The organism is Sulfolobus tengchongensis (assembly GCF_036967215.1).
GTDB lineage: Archaea > Thermoproteota > Thermoprotei_A > Sulfolobales > Sulfolobaceae > Saccharolobus > Saccharolobus tengchongensis_A.
The window spans coordinates 2423855-2440026 of sequence record NZ_CP146016.1; the positions used below are offsets into that span (position 1 = coordinate 2423855).

At 34.2% G+C, this 16172-nt stretch carries 18 protein-coding genes; 9 read left to right on the forward strand and 9 right to left on the reverse strand.

Going from position 1 to position 16172, the window contains the following annotated elements; translation table 11 throughout:
- Positions 1-37 precede the first annotated feature (37 nt).
- Genes V6M85_RS11880 through cyoE form a run of 4 tightly spaced genes read left to right on the forward strand, consistent with a single transcriptional unit; the run spans position 38 to position 2936 of the window.
- Positions 38-439, forward strand: coding sequence for a CopG family ribbon-helix-helix protein (locus V6M85_RS11880; protein WP_338600387.1), 402 nt, complete (start codon positions 38-40; stop codon positions 437-439).
- Positions 426-1100 (forward strand): B3/4 domain-containing protein, encoded by a 675-nt coding sequence (locus V6M85_RS11885; protein WP_338600390.1) that lies wholly within the window; start codon positions 426-428, stop codon positions 1098-1100. The genes V6M85_RS11880 and V6M85_RS11885 overlap by 14 nt, the downstream gene beginning before the upstream one ends.
- A complete protein-coding gene (locus V6M85_RS11890) occupies positions 1097-2041 on the forward strand; it encodes a homoserine dehydrogenase (protein WP_338600393.1) in 945 nt (314 codons plus the stop codon). Before V6M85_RS11885 ends, V6M85_RS11890 begins: the two co-directional genes overlap by 4 nt.
- 37 nt (positions 2042-2078) lie before the next feature.
- Positions 2079-2936 carry a heme o synthase gene (cyoE, locus tag V6M85_RS11895; protein WP_338600396.1) on the forward strand — a complete coding sequence of 286 codons (858 nt, stop codon included), beginning with the start codon at positions 2079-2081 and terminating at the stop codon, positions 2934-2936.
- Here the strand turns inward: cyoE and V6M85_RS11900 are convergent.
- Entirely contained in the window at positions 2928-3479 is a 552-nt protein-coding gene (locus V6M85_RS11900) for a hypothetical protein (protein WP_338600399.1), read from the reverse strand. The genes cyoE and V6M85_RS11900 overlap by 9 nt on opposite strands.
- A gap of 72 nt (positions 3480-3551) precedes the next feature.
- Between V6M85_RS11900 and V6M85_RS11905 the strand changes: the two genes are divergently transcribed.
- Positions 3552-4310, forward strand: a complete 759-nt coding sequence (locus V6M85_RS11905) for an enoyl-CoA hydratase/isomerase family protein (protein ID WP_338600402.1) — start codon at positions 3552-3554, stop codon at positions 4308-4310.
- On the opposite strand, the gene amrS is transcribed toward V6M85_RS11905, so the two are convergent.
- Entirely contained in the window at positions 4303-5358 is a 1056-nt protein-coding gene (amrS, locus tag V6M85_RS11910; RefSeq protein ID WP_338600404.1) for an AmmeMemoRadiSam system radical SAM enzyme, read from the reverse strand. The genes V6M85_RS11905 and amrS overlap by 8 nt on opposite strands.
- A 61-nt stretch (positions 5359-5419) precedes the next feature.
- On the opposite strand from amrS, the gene V6M85_RS11915 reads away from it, so the two are divergent.
- Positions 5420-5872 (forward strand): DUF309 domain-containing protein, encoded by a 453-nt coding sequence (locus tag V6M85_RS11915; protein WP_338600407.1) that lies wholly within the window; start codon positions 5420-5422, stop codon positions 5870-5872.
- Here V6M85_RS11915 and V6M85_RS11920 read toward each other — a convergent pair.
- Complete coding sequence (locus tag V6M85_RS11920) at positions 5801-6289, reverse strand: adenosine-specific kinase (RefSeq protein ID WP_338600410.1); 489 nt, start codon at positions 6287-6289, stop codon at positions 5801-5803. The two genes, V6M85_RS11915 and V6M85_RS11920, sit on opposite strands and share 72 nt — an antisense overlap.
- 88 nt (positions 6290-6377) lie before the next feature.
- Positions 6378-6779 (reverse strand): hypothetical protein, encoded by a 402-nt coding sequence (locus V6M85_RS11925; protein ID WP_338600413.1) that lies wholly within the window; start codon positions 6777-6779, stop codon positions 6378-6380.
- Positions 6780-6828: 49 nt separating this feature from the next.
- On the opposite strand from V6M85_RS11925, the gene V6M85_RS11930 reads away from it, so the two are divergent.
- Both V6M85_RS11930 and V6M85_RS11935 read left to right on the forward strand, forming a co-directional pair.
- Entirely contained in the window at positions 6829-7380 is a 552-nt protein-coding gene (locus V6M85_RS11930) for a hypothetical protein (RefSeq protein WP_338600416.1), read from the forward strand.
- A gap of 142 nt (positions 7381-7522) precedes the next feature.
- Entirely contained in the window at positions 7523-8059 is a 537-nt protein-coding gene (locus V6M85_RS11935) for a cupin domain-containing protein (protein WP_338600419.1), read from the forward strand.
- A gap of 55 nt (positions 8060-8114) precedes the next feature.
- Here the strand turns inward: V6M85_RS11935 and V6M85_RS11940 are convergent, their stop codons facing one another.
- The gene (locus V6M85_RS11940) at positions 8115-9101 is read right to left on the reverse strand and encodes a 3-hydroxyacyl-CoA dehydrogenase family protein (protein ID WP_338604786.1); all 987 of its coding nucleotides are present in this window, start codon (positions 9099-9101) and stop codon (positions 8115-8117) included.
- Positions 9102-9171: 70 nt separating this feature from the next.
- On the opposite strand from V6M85_RS11940, the gene V6M85_RS11945 reads away from it, so the two are divergent.
- Complete coding sequence (locus V6M85_RS11945) at positions 9172-9765, forward strand: haloacid dehalogenase (RefSeq protein WP_338600422.1); 594 nt, start codon at positions 9172-9174, stop codon at positions 9763-9765.
- On the opposite strand, the gene lysX is transcribed toward V6M85_RS11945, so the two are convergent.
- From lysX to argH, 4 genes are read right to left on the reverse strand one after another with little or no spacing between them, the layout of a single operon-like run.
- Entirely contained in the window at positions 9746-10594 is an 849-nt protein-coding gene (gene lysX / locus V6M85_RS11950) for a lysine biosynthesis protein LysX (RefSeq protein WP_338600425.1), read from the reverse strand. The genes V6M85_RS11945 and lysX overlap by 20 nt on opposite strands.
- Positions 10595-13750, reverse strand: a complete 3156-nt coding sequence (gene carB / locus V6M85_RS11955) for a carbamoyl-phosphate synthase (glutamine-hydrolyzing) large subunit (RefSeq protein ID WP_338600428.1) — start codon at positions 13748-13750, stop codon at positions 10595-10597.
- Entirely contained in the window at positions 13747-14850 is a 1104-nt protein-coding gene (carA, locus tag V6M85_RS11960) for a glutamine-hydrolyzing carbamoyl-phosphate synthase small subunit (RefSeq protein ID WP_338600431.1), read from the reverse strand. Before carA ends, carB begins: the two co-directional genes overlap by 4 nt.
- Complete coding sequence (gene argH, locus V6M85_RS11965) at positions 14834-16168, reverse strand: argininosuccinate lyase (protein WP_338600434.1); 1335 nt, start codon at positions 16166-16168, stop codon at positions 14834-14836. Before argH ends, carA begins: the two co-directional genes overlap by 17 nt.
- Positions 16169-16172 lie beyond the last annotated feature (4 nt).

Genomic DNA, 16172 nt, shown 5'->3' on the forward strand with positions numbered 1-16172 from the left:
TGTTTACTTTAATACTCTTTTCAAGTATATAATATCAATGAATGTTGAGAAAATAAGCATATCTTTGCCTAAAGATCTTTATAAAGAATTAGAAGAGTTTATAGCACGTAAAAGTATCCAAGATAGGTCTAAGATATTTCAAGTAGCTTTAAGAAATTATTTGGATGAAAACAGAGAAAGCAATGAGATTGTTTATGGAATTATAAACTTAGTATATGATAATGAAGAGGCTTCTGAGTCCTTAACTAAAATTCAACATGAGTATAGTAATTACATTATTTCTACTCTTCATTTGCATGTTAATGATAGAATATGCATAGAGGCTATAGCTGTAAAGGGAGAGAAAAACAAGTTGGTAGAATTAAATAATAAACTGGGGCAAACTAAAGGAATTCTTAAAGCTAGGTTCTTAATATCTTTCCCTTATGAAAAAAGTTAGTATATCAGAAGATGTTAAAAGTTTAGGTGTTTTTGTTGCAATAGCTGAAGTAAGCAATGTAATAGTGAAGGAAACAGATCCCCTTATAGAGGATATGGTTAAAAAGATTGAAGAGAAATACAGATTACAAGACCCTGAATTATTGAAGAATGATCCAGTTGTCAAGGCTTATAGAGATTTTTATTGGAGAATAGGGATTGATCCTACGAAAATTAGACCAAGTGGTGAAGCTCTTAGAAGAAGGATAGCTAGAGGGAATAAATTTCCTAGGATAAATACAGTTGTAGATATAGGAAATATTTCGAGTGTTGAAACACTAGTTCCGATAGGGATTTATAATAGGGATAAGGTTATCGGTAACTTATATCTGACTCTCTCAAAAGGTGGAGAGGATTTCTTAGGTTTGGGTAAGAAAATTGAAAAACTAAATAGAGGCGTACCAATATTAGTTGATGATGAAGGTAAAGTTCTTCATATCTATCCTCACAGAGACTCAATCTTAACTAGTATAAGCCTTGATACTAAGAATGTAATAGTAATTGGCGCAGGTGTGCCCAAAGTTGACGAGAGCTTAGTTAAGTATGCAGTGGATCTTGTAGTAGATTTATTAGAGAAAATATGTAATGGTAAGAGAGATTATGAAACTCAGGTGATTAAATGAAGCTATTGTTAATTGGGTATGGGAATGTGGGGAAGGCATTTAGAAAATTATTTCACGAAAAGAAAGAGAGATATCCAATATTACAAAATGTGGAAATTGTTGGGATAGTGACTAGGCAAGGGTTAATGTTAGGGGATAAGGAGAATTTTACTGTAGATAAACAAGTGTCCGTACTAGACGCAATAGATTACGTAAAACCAGATGTAATCGTTGACATGTCTTCACCTAATTATAAGGACGGTGAACCGTCTGTAAGTGCGTATATGAGGGCTTTATCAAATGGAATCCACGTTATAACTGTAAATAAAGCGCCTCTTGCATTAAAATTTAGGGAGATATTTGATGTTGCTGAAAAAGTAGGTGCAAAAATTGGATTTCAAGGTACAGTAATGAGCGGTACACCCTCAGTAAATCTCTTTAGAATCCAACCAGTAGTAGAAGTATCTAGAATTAGGGGGATACTTAATGGTACTACAAACTATATATTGACCAGACTTTACGAGGGATTAAGTTTTAATGAGGCCATTAAAGAAGCTAAAGAGAAGGGGTATGCAGAAGAAGATCCTACATTAGATCTTAATGGTTTTGATGCAGCAGCTAAATTGACAATTCTGACAAATTTCGTAATGAATAGAAATGTGAAAATAGGCGACTTTAAGTTTAAAGGAATAACAGAAATTACAAGCGAAGAGATAAGGAGAGCTAAGAGTGAAGGTAAGAAAATAAAGCTAATAGCTTACGCTGATAACTATACTATACAAGTTTCTCCTCAAGTTTTAAGTCCTCAAGATCCATTATACTACATAGATGGAGTTGAAAATGCATTAGAAATTCAAAATGAAATACAACGAATCATAATTAGAGGTCCTGGAGCCGGACCGATAAATGCCGCATACGGTGCACTATCTGATTTAGTACTATTATTGGAAGGATGTTTATAACAGATTTTTTTATTCTCATAATACTTACTATATGTTGATGAGTATAGAGCAGAAAGTAAAAGCTTATCTGAAGTTGGGTAAACTCGGAGTTGTAAGCTTACTTGATTTAGCGGCTATTGCTGGTGCTTTCTTAGCTTATAGGCATGGGATGTCTCTTTTACCTATACTTCCAATGTTAATTGGTGGCACTTTGGCATCAATGGGAGCAATGATAATTAACAGTGGGATAGAAATTGATAAAGATAAGTTAATGTCACGAACATTAAAGAGACCCACTGTTGTAGGTTACGTTGGTAAGAAAGAAGCAATATTAGTCGGTTCCTTATTAGCAGTTATAGGCACAATAATAGGCTTTATAGATAATACATTGACAGCTTTCTTTATAGCATTAGGTGTTATAATATATGTATTTGTGTACACAATCCTATTGAAACCTAGGACATGGTTAAATATAGTAATAGGAGGATTTGCGGGAAGTGCTGCAGCTTGGGCTGGATATACCTCCTTGACAAATTCTTTAACCTTAGAAGGATTTCTTTTAGGTCTTCTAATATTTATGTGGACTCCTGGTCATTTCTGGTCTCTGGCATTAAAGTACAGGGAAGATTACATGAATGCTCACTATCCTATGCTACCAGCAGTTGTTGGAATAACTGCATCAGCAAGGGCAATAGCTATTTCTAATGCATTAATGATTCCCATAGTACTTCTGATGGCGATGTATATCAGTCTAATAGCCTTAATAGCATCCGCAGTTATAAGCGCAGTTTTGATGTTCTTATCCTATAGATTAATAATTAATCCAACTAAAGAAGAAGCAATGAGATCATTTATATTTTCCAATATTTATCTAATGTTAATTCTCTTGATAATTATAATAGTTAAATTAATATGAAATATCTATTACCATATCTGCTATCTTTTTAGAGGATATTACTATTCTAATATCTATATCTCCACATTTTCTCCTTATCACTAACTTATCCTCGTTCAGATAGGAAACTTTTAGTCCAGAACAATTTGAAACTCCAGACAGTTTATAATAGTAATATGGATTTCTTATTCGATTTAATGCTTTATTAAAAACATAATTAAATAACTCGTGTGGATCATGAGAGGTCATATTTATGGGAATCTTAAATTTTATTTCAATGTAATCCTCACTATAACTTATCGTCATGTTTCTTCTAGTTAATAAGAACGACATTGGCAGTGGTATTATTGCAGGAATTAATAGAAAATAATCAGCATATTTTGGAATTACGTTGACAAATAAATAATATGTTGTTCCTAAGGTGATTGGTAAGCCCAGTAATATATATTTTATTACCTCTTTTAAATCTCCGTATTTCCTGCTCATTATAAAGGAGATGATGCTAGTTCCAACTATGGGTGGTATTGCTGATAATAATGAAATAATTATGTCCTTCTTGGTCACATATATTATTCCTGCTAATTAGCTTAAAAAGATAAATACAAGGTTACTGCATGTATCTTGAGGTTGCTATAGATGGAGACTATCATTGTAAAAGAGGAAGCACCAATAGGGTGGATAATATTAAATAGACCAGATAAGCTAAATGCAATAAATCTAAAGATGATAGATGAAATCTGGAATATACTACGGCAAATGGAGAACAATGAAAAAATTAAGGTTATCATATTTACGGGAAATGGAAAAGCATTCTCTGCTGGTGCAGACATCTCACAGTTCAAGGAATTAGATCCAGTAAAAGCCTGGGACTTTGCGACAAAGGGAAGGAAACTAACAGATTACATAGAAAATTATCCAAAGCCTACCGTGGCAATGATTAATGGTTACGCTTTAGGTGGAGGTTTAGAAATCGCGTTGAGTTGTGATATTAGAATTGCATCTCGTAATGCAGAATTAGGGTTTCCAGAGATTAATTTAGGGATTTATCCAGGATTTGGTGGGACTCAAAGGCTAGTGAGATTAGTGGGAAAGGGAAGGGCTTTGGAACTTATAATGTTGGGAGATAGGATAAAAGCAGACGATGCAGAAAAGATTGGTCTTGTAAATAGGGTTGTAGAGCCTTTATCGTTGGAAAAGGAAACTAAAGATTTAGCATTTAAATTAGCTGATAAACCACAAGTTGCTTTGAGGTTAATAAAAACTGTAGTTAACCACGGAATGGATGTACCAATATCAGTCGGCTTAACTATGGAAAGTTTAGGCTGGAGTATTGCATTCGCTACAGAAGATGAGAAGAAAAGAGTAGAGGAATTTCTTTCAAAGAGATCTAAATAAATACTGGTTCAAATCTTTCTTTAAATGCATGCCTAGATAGTTTACCTTTAATGGGTAATTTATGTCCACAGAATTTACATCTCATGTCCTCAGTTAAATGCCATTCTAGAATATCAAAACTATATCTCCTTATTACTAGATTACCACAATTTGGGCAATACGTATTCTCGTAAGGATGTCCGGGGACATTTCCTATATAAACGAACTTGAAGCCTACTTCTTTAGCCATCTTGTAATGTCTTTCTAGAGTTTCTACTGGTGTCCATGGTAAATTATTTAATTTATAATCAGGATGGAATCTCAGAAAGTGGATTGGCGTATCCGGGCCTAGATAATCATATAGTTTAACTAAAAGTTGTTTAGCAGATTCCAAGTCATCTCCAATTTGCGGTATTATTAGATCAGTAATTTCCACATGAACTCCTCTCTTTAGTAAATCTCTAGCTGTTTCAATTATGGGTTCAGCGCTCGTAGCACCAGTATATCTTTTTAAAAACTTTTGTTCACCATTGCCTTTAAAATCAATTGTTACTGCATCTAAGAAATCCTTGGTATAATCTACTAATTCTGCAGTCCAATAACCATTAGTAACCATAGTATTGAATAACCCGTATTTTTTAGCAAGTATACCCACATCGTGCGCAAATTCTGCAAATATCGCAGGCTCATTATAGGTGTACGTCATTCCGTCTACATCGTATCCCATTGCTAATTCTATAATTTCCTCTGGTGATAACTCCACCCCCTCAGCTTTTCTTCTTTGACTTATATCGTAATTTTGGCAGTACATGCACATCCAATTACATCCATATGTGGAGAATGAGAATACCTTTGAACCCGGATTAAAATGAACTAATGGTTTCTTTTCGATCGGGTCAATATGTGCTGCAGCGATCTTCCCATATACGTCAAGGTACAATTTTCCATTACGAACTGATCTTACACCACAAAATCCAATCTGCCCTTCTCCAATTAGGCATCTTCTGGCACAAGCTACGCAACGTATTCTACTATCTTCTCTTCTATATAGCACTGCTTCTCTTGACATACGTTATACTATTTCTTTTCAGAGGTAAAAAATATTTAGTATCAGATTGGTTATAAGGTAAGTGTTGAACAGAGTTTTAATGTTTTACCATAGAGGTATCTTTAATGAAAACTTAAAGAGAGTTTTAAGGGAAAATAATATAAATGTAATAGATATAAGATTGGGAAAATATGTAGAAATAGATATAATTGATGATCCTAAAAAGGTGATCTTATTGATTGGTGAGCCATTGTTTATTGTAACTGAGATTGGTGGAAAGTTTAAGCAATTGTTTTACGATATGAGATTTTGGGAATGTCATGAGATTTTAGAGGAGAAATGGAGAAAAGCTGAAAATGAAACTGAGAAAAACTATTTACAAGCTATAATATTAATTTGCGCATCAATGATTAAGTACTTGAAGGGTGAAGTAGAGGTTTCTAATATGTTAATGGATAAGGCGTTATCTCTTATATCCAATTTTCCTCAAGAACTCCTTCCTCTCCTTTATATCAGACTCGGACTCGACTCCTAATGGGGTATATCCGTCTACTACTCCAATTATACCTCTTCCTTGGTCAGTTTCTGCTACTAAAACTTGTAGAGGGTTTGCAGTTGCTGCGAATATCCTAACGACTTCTTCTACGTTCTTTATTCTATTTAACACATTTATTGGATAACCATTCTTTAAGTAAATTACAAAAATATGTCCAGCTCCTATCTTTTTCGCATTCTCAATGGCAATTTTAATTAATTCTTGATCATTTCCATCATATCTTACAAGCCTTTTACCACTTGCTTCATTAAATGCTATGCCAAACTTGAGATGTGGACTACTAGATGATAAAGTTTCATATAGATCTTCTACAGTTTTAATGAAATGAGATTGGCCGATAATTACATTTGTTCCTTCAGGTATATCTATCCTTACGACATCTATTTTTACGCTCATCAATTATATAAAAGGGGGTTAAAATAAATATGTTTTTCATCAGTGAAGGACCACTACATCACATTCATCAGTTGTACTCCCGTAGTCCTCATCCACTATTTAAATACGCATAGCTAATTATAACCTCTTCGTTTTGATTCAGATTAACATCGTACGTTAAATGCAACTGTGTTACTAATATTTTGTATTGGCCCATGGGTAAATTAAACATGGCAACTCCTTGTGCATTGGTAAAGTTATATGTATAGAATGAGTAAGTAGTACCATTATATTTATACACCCAAATTACGGCATTAGCGAGTGGAGATTTTCCCCCAAACGGTCCATAATTCATTATTACATTTACTTTTAGTGTATATAATCCATTATTTTGGGAACCACCAAGTGTTATTGTATTAATTTCTGTTTTGTATTTATGTCCTTCATAGACTCCTATTGCCATAATTATGATGACTATAACTGCTAGTGCCAATAGTATTTGTTTGTTCATCAAAAGCACTGCATTAATCTAATATAAAAGTTCAATCCTAATCTGTTATGTGGTAAATAAGTTATACGAGGCTTTTATGTATGTAATAAAGTACGAGTTGAAACAATCAATTAGACGGTACGTAATATTAGGGGCATTTGATGGTATATTATTAGGTTTGTCAATTCTGTTAGCTGGTGTAATTTCACACATAAGTCTGGATAGCATATCTATTTCGATATATAGTGGAATTGTTGCTACGGCTATTTCATCTACATGGAATGCATTAGTAGTAGAATTAGGTGAAAAGAAAACTGAGCTAGAAAGGATGGAGAAACAAGTATTAAAAAGTTTAAGAGGTACGATATATGATTATAGTGGCAAAATAGCTTCAGTATTGGCAGCAATTGCTCATGGTCTTTCGCCTTTCTTAGGATTGACTGTGCTATATATGTATGAGTATTCTCATAGTACTTTTCTCTCATTATGCGTGGGATTAGCATCCTTAGGTATTTTAGGCTTACTTTATGGAGAGGGAATAAAAAATAAAATATATACTATGATTCAACTAATAGTAGCAGGCATAGTCACGGCTTTTATCACGCTTTTAATTATAAGGTAGTTATTTAGGTTTTGTATGGGTTACTTCTAGCTAGATAATTCAAGTTATAGATTTGGTTGATGTTGTTTTTAACATAAACATTATTATATTACGTAAATCTTATAATAGTCATATTTTTAAGCTATTTAAACAGAATGAGCATATGGAAGTATTGAAAAGAGTTGATAAGCAAGAGGAATTAAAAAAAGAGGTTATGGAATTAGCTAAACAGATAGAACAAGATGATTTAAAAGTTGTAACTTTCATGGAATACACTACTCCTCCTGAAAAAATTAAACCAAAAGTAATAAAATTTGAGAAAGTATTGCCGTTATTGGAGAAGATAGCTGAATTAGGAAAGATTGAAAAAGGCGTTGCTAAGATTATGTTCTATTCTCCTTCTACGGCTAGAAATAGGGGTCTGACACCAACGATGATGGCAGGGTTTCAACTACTTAAGCCAGGAGCATCCACTAAACCACATTCACATAATATGGCCTCAATTTATTTCGTGTTTAAAGGGAAGGGATATTCAGTGATAGGTAATGAGAGAATAGAGTGGAAAGCTGGTGACGTTTTTGTAGTACCTGCAAATGACATTCACTATCATGTTAATACTGGCGATGAGGATTCTATATTGTTTGACGTTACTGACTCTGGGTTAATTGAAAGTTTAGGTATACTGGAATTTAGAGAATAACAAGTAACAACTAAAATAAAAGGAAGATGGAAAAATCTCATTGCTAATGATATATTTATCTCTTTTTATCCTCTTTATTTTTGTTTTCCCATACAGCTTTATAAACTCTTATTAACATTTCATCTCTCCATTTCGATAAATCTTGAAAACTTCTGTTCTTTATAAATTCATATTCTTTCATTTGTTCTATAACTTTTTTGACAGCAGTATATGGAAACTTATCCCATTTAGCCAAAGTGTGCATCCATTCGTTAACGCCATAACCAAACCCTCTGTTAAAGAAATACTCAATTCCTCCTTCACCACCGCCTAGATGATATGTTAAAAATGGGCCCATAAACGCCCATCTTAGGCCTATGGCTGCAGTCATAACTTTGTCTATATCTTCGACAGTAGCTACACCCTCGTCAACTAAATTTATCGCTTCTCTAAATAGTGCAAAAGCTAGCCTATTTCCAATAAATCCAGGAATTTCCTTCTTTAAAACTACAGTAACTCTATCTATTTTTTCCATGAATTCTTTAGTTGTCTCTATTGTTTCTTTAGATGTCTTCTCACCTGGTACTATTTCAACTAGGGGTAATAAATGCGGAGGATTCCAAGGATGAGCTACTACTCCTCGTTCTGGATGTTTTATCATTGCTTTTTGTATTTCACTCATTAACAAACCAGAAGTACTACTGGCGATTACAATGTTTTCTGATAGTTTGCTATCGATATAACTAAATACTTTTTTCTTAGCGTTATAATCTTCAATTATAGCCTCTATCACGAAGTCAGTTTCACTTATAGCCTCATCTATTTTAGTAGTAGTAGTAAGGTTCTTCAGATATTCTTCTGGTTCCTTGTCAACAATTCCGAGCGTTTTTAAATTGTTCAAATAGTTAGATACTTTAACTAAACCCTTTTCTAACGTTTCATGTTTCTCTGTATATAAATTTACTCTATAACCTTTAGATAGTAATAGAGTAGTCCATCCAACTCCAATGACTCCAGCTCCTATTACGGTAACTGTATTAATTCTTTTCATATATATAAGTATGCTTAAGAAGTATAAGTAAATTTCTGTTAGTGAAATAAAGTTAAAAATGCAGAATACCTCCATTATTACCATGTTCGTTCAAAAAATTAAGAACTACTTAGATTCAATTAATGGTGTTCTTCAAGAAAGATTTGAGAATAGAGAAAAACTATTGCTAATGGCTAGAGAGTTGATAAGGTTTTGCGGAGAGACTATTTCACTATCGCATAAAGGTAGACGTGAAGAGGCATTAAAAAAGTATGAACTAGCTATATCTAAAGCTTTTGAAATAGAGAAAATCATCAGCAATTTTCCTGAATTGTTATATGGTGATGTAGGAGTTGCTTTTCAAGAACTTGCTGAAGCTTCAGTTGTAGTTTCGTTGTATTTTAATGTTGATTTGAAATTACCTAATGAATTAGGTATCCCAGACATATACTATATAACTGGAATTGCTGACGCAATTGGTGAAATGAGAAGAAGGGTATTAGAATTACTTAAGAAGAATGAGGTTGAAGAGGCAGAAAAAACATATCAAATAATGGAAGAATTATATGAACTATTATGGGAGTTCGAATACCCTAAATCTCTCGTACCAGGTTTAAGACAGAAAATAGACAGTTTAAGAAGAATTTTAGAGGAAACAAATCATGACATATTTTTGGCTAAGCTCGGTAGGTCTTAATAATGTAATCTACCAGTTTCTCTGCAACGTTAATACCAGTTGCTAATAGAAATCCCTTAAATTCTGGTACATCGTTTAATTCATTTATAACGTACCCTTTAGTAGGATGCTCTAATACATCTATGGATACGAATTCACCCTTAACCACTTTAGCGGATTTTATTGCCAATTCCCTTATAGTGTCATCTACTTGAATAGGTGTTGGATTTCCTCCTAATGCTACGTTCGCTCTCCACTCATTTGGCGGAATATTCCTCGCATAACAACCTAACAAATTATCTCCAATAACTATACACCTAATATCTCTCTCCTTATATTTGATGTATTCTTGAACTATGTGAACTTTTAATGCCGAGTTGTTTAACATCTCTCTATGCTCTATAATTGTCTTCCCCTCATATACGTCCCTTATAAGGGATACCATTCGTCCCCAACTTCCTATAGGAGGTTTGTCTATTAACGGGAATCCCATTTGCTCATAGGCTTTCATTACTGCATCGGGAGAAGCAGCTATTATAGAATCCGGTATAGGAACTCCATTCCTAAATAGTTTTGAATATGTCAATATTTTATCTCCACAAGTACTAATAGCTTCTGTGGAATTTATTGTATGCACACCAGAGGCTTCTAATACAGCAGAGGAATAAAGTGCTCTATACATGCTAACTGGTCTAATTATGCCAACATCGTATTTACCGAGCGCTTTATTAAAGGGTATTGGTTCTTGACCTACGTTAATAACATCGTAATCAATTTGCCTATCATTTAATGCTTTTATCAATAACTTTTCTTCTTGTCTTATTATATCTACTATTAAGGCCACTTTCAACTATATCCCGCCTCCATATTCTGATATTTCATAGAACGTCAATGAATTATATTCTAGAAATGCACTGCTCACTTCACTACCAAGCCTGCCATTTAGTATTATCGGAATATTGTAATCAACGGCTGTTCTTCTAATATTATAATCAACTTTCTTCAGATAACCGTCAGTTACCACGAGCTCAACTCTTTTAGCTCTTACCAGCTCTTCAGCCTTCATCTTATCTATAACCTCTATTCCTTGTAATGGAAGTTCTGAAAGAGTATAAACTGTTAAACCATACTCAATTAAATTCTTTGCGGTAGTTCTCAAGTAGTTAACGTTCTTTTCCCCATATACTAGTGCAATTCCTCCCCTATTTGGCATTCTATTAGGTAACGAAGAAAGCCAGCTCTTTAGAAGTGCATCATGAAAAGTGACTCCAAATGAGGCAGCCTCACCAGTGCTTTTCATCTCTGGTCCTAGGAAGGGATAGGCTCCTCTTAGTTGAGACCAGGAGAATTGTGCACTTTTTACTGCCCAATATCTAGATGGAGGTTCGTAATAGTCTTCTGAGAAATCTAGTCCGTTAAATATTGCTTTCGTAGCTTCATTTATTAAATTTATACCCTTAGCCTTACTGCTGAAAGGCATTGATCTACTAGCTCTGAGGTTTAATTCAATTATATATGGTGTATTATCTTTAACTACAAATTGTACATTAAATGGTCCTCTGATTTTTAGTTCTCTAGCTAAGCTTACTACATATTCTCTCATTTTATTTACGTTACTTTCAGATAGTTTTCTGTAAGGAATTGACATAGTGGCATCTCCACTATGAACCCCAGCTTCTTCAACATGCTCTAACGTTACTCCCAATACCCTAATCCCATCAGAAACCCCGTCAATTTCCGCTTCTATTGCGTCTTCTATGTACTTTGAAATTACCACTGGGTATTTAGGAGAAACTTCTGTAGCTTTTCTTATATATTCATATAATTCCTCTTCAGTATATGCAATTTTCATTGACGATCCGCTTAAAACGTAACTTGGCCTCACTAAAACTGGGAAACCTACTTCATTAACAAACTTCTTAATTTCATTTAAAGATGTTGCTGAAATCCAATTAGGCTGTGGAATACCTAACTTATCTAGTAATTTAGAGAATTTTTCCCTGTTCTCTGCTGTGTCAACACTACTCCCCGAAGTGCCTAGTAGCCTCACGCCACTTTCTTCTAACTCTTTAGCTACAGTATTACCTATTTGCCCACCAGAAAACGTAGCCACATACCTAAAGTTTTCTTTCTTTATTAAGTCTAGGATCCTCTCCACATTAATCTCATCAAAGTAGAGTTTTCTTGCAACATCCCAGTCAGTAGATACAGTTTCTGGATTATAATTAAGCACAGCAACTTCATCAAAATACTTTGATGCAGCTTCCATTAGAGATACTACGCTCCAATCGAACTCAACTGACACCCCTATTCTGAAACCACCTGCACCTACTATAAGCAACTTATTACCTTGTGAGAATTCAATATCATCTTCTGTGCCATTATATGTTAGGTACATATAGTTAGTAACTGCTGGCCATTCTCCGGCTAACGTATCTATCAACTTCACTACTGGTGTTACGTTCCATTCTTCTCTGAGTTTCCTTATATAATCTGTAGAAACTCCTAATGCTTTAGCAAGCTGGTCATCACTAAATCCTAATTTCTTAGCAGACCTTAATACTGATTTATCTATTTGTTTTGTTTTTCTAATTTCTTCATAAAAGTTAACAATATCCTTTATTTTATTTAAGAAAAATTTGCTAACTCCAGTGGCCTCGTATACTTCATCTATTGTTGCACCTTCTTTGAAAGCCTTTGCCGCATATAAGAACCAATAAGGCCTTCTTTCTTTCAAATACTTTATAGCTTCCTCTTTTGTCATTTTGGCCTCGTATATTTTTCCACCTACAACACCTGGTTCTCCAAGATCTAACATTCTTACAGCTTTCTGTAAGCTTTCTTCAAATGATCTTCCAATACTCATGACCTCGCCAACGCTCATCATTTCAGTTCCTAATGACTGATCCACATTCTCGAATTTGCTTAGATCCCATCTAGGTATTTTGATTACTATATAATCTAAACTTGGTTCGAAACACGCACATGTTCTTCCAGATACTTTATTTATAACCTCATGAAGTTCGTATCCTAACGCCAGCTTAGCAGATACGTAAGCTAATGGATAGCCAGTGGCTTTACTAGCTAATGCACTTGATCTTGACATTCTTGGATTAGTTTCTATTATATAGTATTCATAAGCTTTGGGATTTAGAGCAAATTGTACGTTACATTCACCTACTAAATCAATAGACTTTGCTACTTCTATCGCATAGCTTCTCATATTTTGATATTCTAGATTGTCCAGAGTTTGACATGGTGCAACAACTGTGGATTCACCGGTATGAACTCCCATAGGATCTAAATTCTCTATGCACGCAATTACTGCAGAATTGCCTTTTTTATCTCTCATTACCTCATATTCCAATTCTACCCAATGATATAAGTATTTTTCAATTAAAACCTCTCCTATGTAACTTTGTGATATTGCTCTTCTAATATTCTTCTTAAGATCTTCTTCTGTCCAGGCTACCATTGAACCTCTTCCACCTAAATTAAAGCTTACCCTCACCATAACGGGATATCCCACAATTCTCGCGTTCTTTATAGCTTCTTCTTCACTTCTAGCCGATAAGCTAGGTGGTACGGGTAATTTTCTCTCTATCATCGTTTCTCTAAACTTCTCTCTGCTTAATGCCTTCTCTATACCCTCTATTGGTGTCCCTAAAACCTTTATATCATATTTTTGTAATATACCTTTTTTATACAAATCTACACCAACATTTAGAGCACTTTGCCCTCCAAATCCTATCATTATTCCGTCTGGCCTTTCTCTTTCTATAACTTTCTCCACAGACCACCAAACTACGGGCAACATGTACAATTTATCAGCAAATTTTTTACTTGTCTGAACTGTTGCAACGTTGGAATTAACTAATATTGTTTCAATACCCTCTTCTTTTAACGCCTTTAATGCTTGACTACCGCTATAATCGAATTCTGCTGCTTCAGCTATCTTTATTGGCCCAGATCCAACTACTAGAACTTTCTTTAAGGTCTCCTTCATTTTCCGCTCACCATAACCTTAAATCTGTCAAATACCCAAGTTGTATCCCAAGGTCCCGGTCTAGCCTCCGGGTGAAATTGAGTTGTAATAATTGGTAATTTTTCATGAATTAGACCCTCTATTGTCCCGTCATCTGGGTTATAGAACCAAACCTTAGTATTAGGTGGAATATCATTTTTCGATATAATGCCATAGCCGTGATTATGAGTGGAAATATAACATTTATTTGAATTGATTTCTATAACTGGTTTATTTATTGCTCTATGTCCAAATTTCATCTTCTTAATCTTTCCTCCTAAAGATAGTGTTGCAATTTGATGTCCTAGACAAATTCCTAGTATTGGAAGCTTATACTCGGCTAACTCAGAGAACGCTTTTATCTGATTTTCCAATAAATTGGGGTTTCCAGGGCCATTACTGAATACAATTCCTTTAGGATTGAACTGAATTACTTGATTAGCGCTATAATTACAAGGCACTCTAACTATAGAAAATCCTCTCTGATATAGTCCATACAAAATACCATGTTTTATTCCACAGTCAACTACAACTATTATAGGGCCATTATTTGGATGAAATATTGGAGATTTCGGAGAAGTGAATTGTGTAAAGTCTATTTCATCGTATTTCTTTTCCAAATATTTTCTTGGGTTATCTATTTCTGATCCAGAGGCTATAATTCCCATCATAGTTCCATATGTTCTGATTTTTTTCACTAACATTCTGGTGTCTACATCAAATACGCCCGGGATACCTTCTGATTTTAACCATTCGTGTAGAGTCATAGAGGAATTCCATTTAATAGGGTAAGTGTGTTCAGCCACTACTAGGCCTTCCACTTGAATTCTCTCTGATTCGAAGTTTGTTAGTATTCCTTGCTGATATTTCTTTTCTGGAATTCCGTAGTTTCCTACCAATGGATGTGTAATAATTAATATCTGTCCTTTATATGAAGGATCCGTTAAGCTTTCTACGTAGCCGTTCATTGCAGTAGTGAACACTATTTCTCCTGCTCTAATCCCTTTGGCTCCGAAGCCGTATCCTTCAACTAATGTTCCATCTTCTAGATATAAATAACCTTTCTCATTCCATGATTCCATCTTCAATCACCTGTAATTCTCCTATCTTTGAAAGAATTCTTAACTTGTACTCCTCTATTTTCTTTATATCCTCCTCGAGTTTTATTTCTTTAATTTTTATCAAGTTAGTTATTAAATCAAAATTAGGAGACCCTATTACTGCCTTCATATTAATTGATTCTTCTATTTTTAAAGTTGACTTATAAGATCCTTCCCTTACTTTCTTGGCTATTTCGAAGTAGGCTGACCGATAAGGTATCCTTTTATTTATGGAAAGTATTTCAGCATCATCAGTTGCTAGGCTTGACTCATCAATTTTTACATTATTTACTTTTATTTGACTAATCAAAGAATTTAAAACCTTAAGAGAAGATTTAACGTAATCAACTAGTAGCCAATAGTATTTATTCATTTCTTGTAAATCTAGATTATATCCAATGGGAATTCCTTTATATATAGAAAGTAATGATACTAGTATGCCTATCGATTCTCCTGCCTTTGCCCTTAATATTTCCATTGTAACTGGATTTCTTTTTTGGGGCATCAAACTACTTGTGCTTACATGTGAGTCTGGTAATGTGACTAATTTATTTGAAGAAAAGAAAACTAAATCCTCAGCTATTCTACTTAACGCTGTCATTAATACCGTCAATTCTGAAATGGCTGAAATTAAATCTGCTCTTGATGCTGTAGCTGACATGGTATTATATATTATATCGTCAAAACCTAGTAACTCCGCTTCCTTTATTCTATCAATTTTCACGTTTGAGCCTACTATTGCACCAGAACCTAAGGGAGATCTATTAACTTGCTTTAAGGCTGAAAATAGAAGTTCCCATCGAGACTCTAACTCTTCTTCAATATAAGTTAAATAATGGGCAAAGGTAGTAGGCTGGGCTAATTGTAAATGTGTATATGAGGGAAAAATAGTTGATATATGTTCTTTTGCCTTATTTAGAAGAGTTTTCCTTAGGTTATTAATTTCTACTAGAATTTCTATCATTTCATTTCTAAGTTTTAATCTCAAAGCCGTGGCCACATGATCGTTCCTACTTCTGCCTAATCCGATCCATCCAGCATCTTCACCTACTTTTTTCAGGAGAAAATCTTCTAATGCCTCATGAATATCCTCATATCCTTGACCTATTTCTTTAAATTCGTTTAGTGAAGAAAGTAATCTTTTGGCAATCTCCTTGGTAATGTATCCGCCCAGATAAAGGCTGATAATATGCGCCTTCATCGTCATTTTTACTTCTTCTAGTATTGCATTATCGGTATCAATAGAGGAAGTGTAGTTAATTACCTCATCCTTGTTAGTGCCCCAGCTTCTGTACAGCATTTAG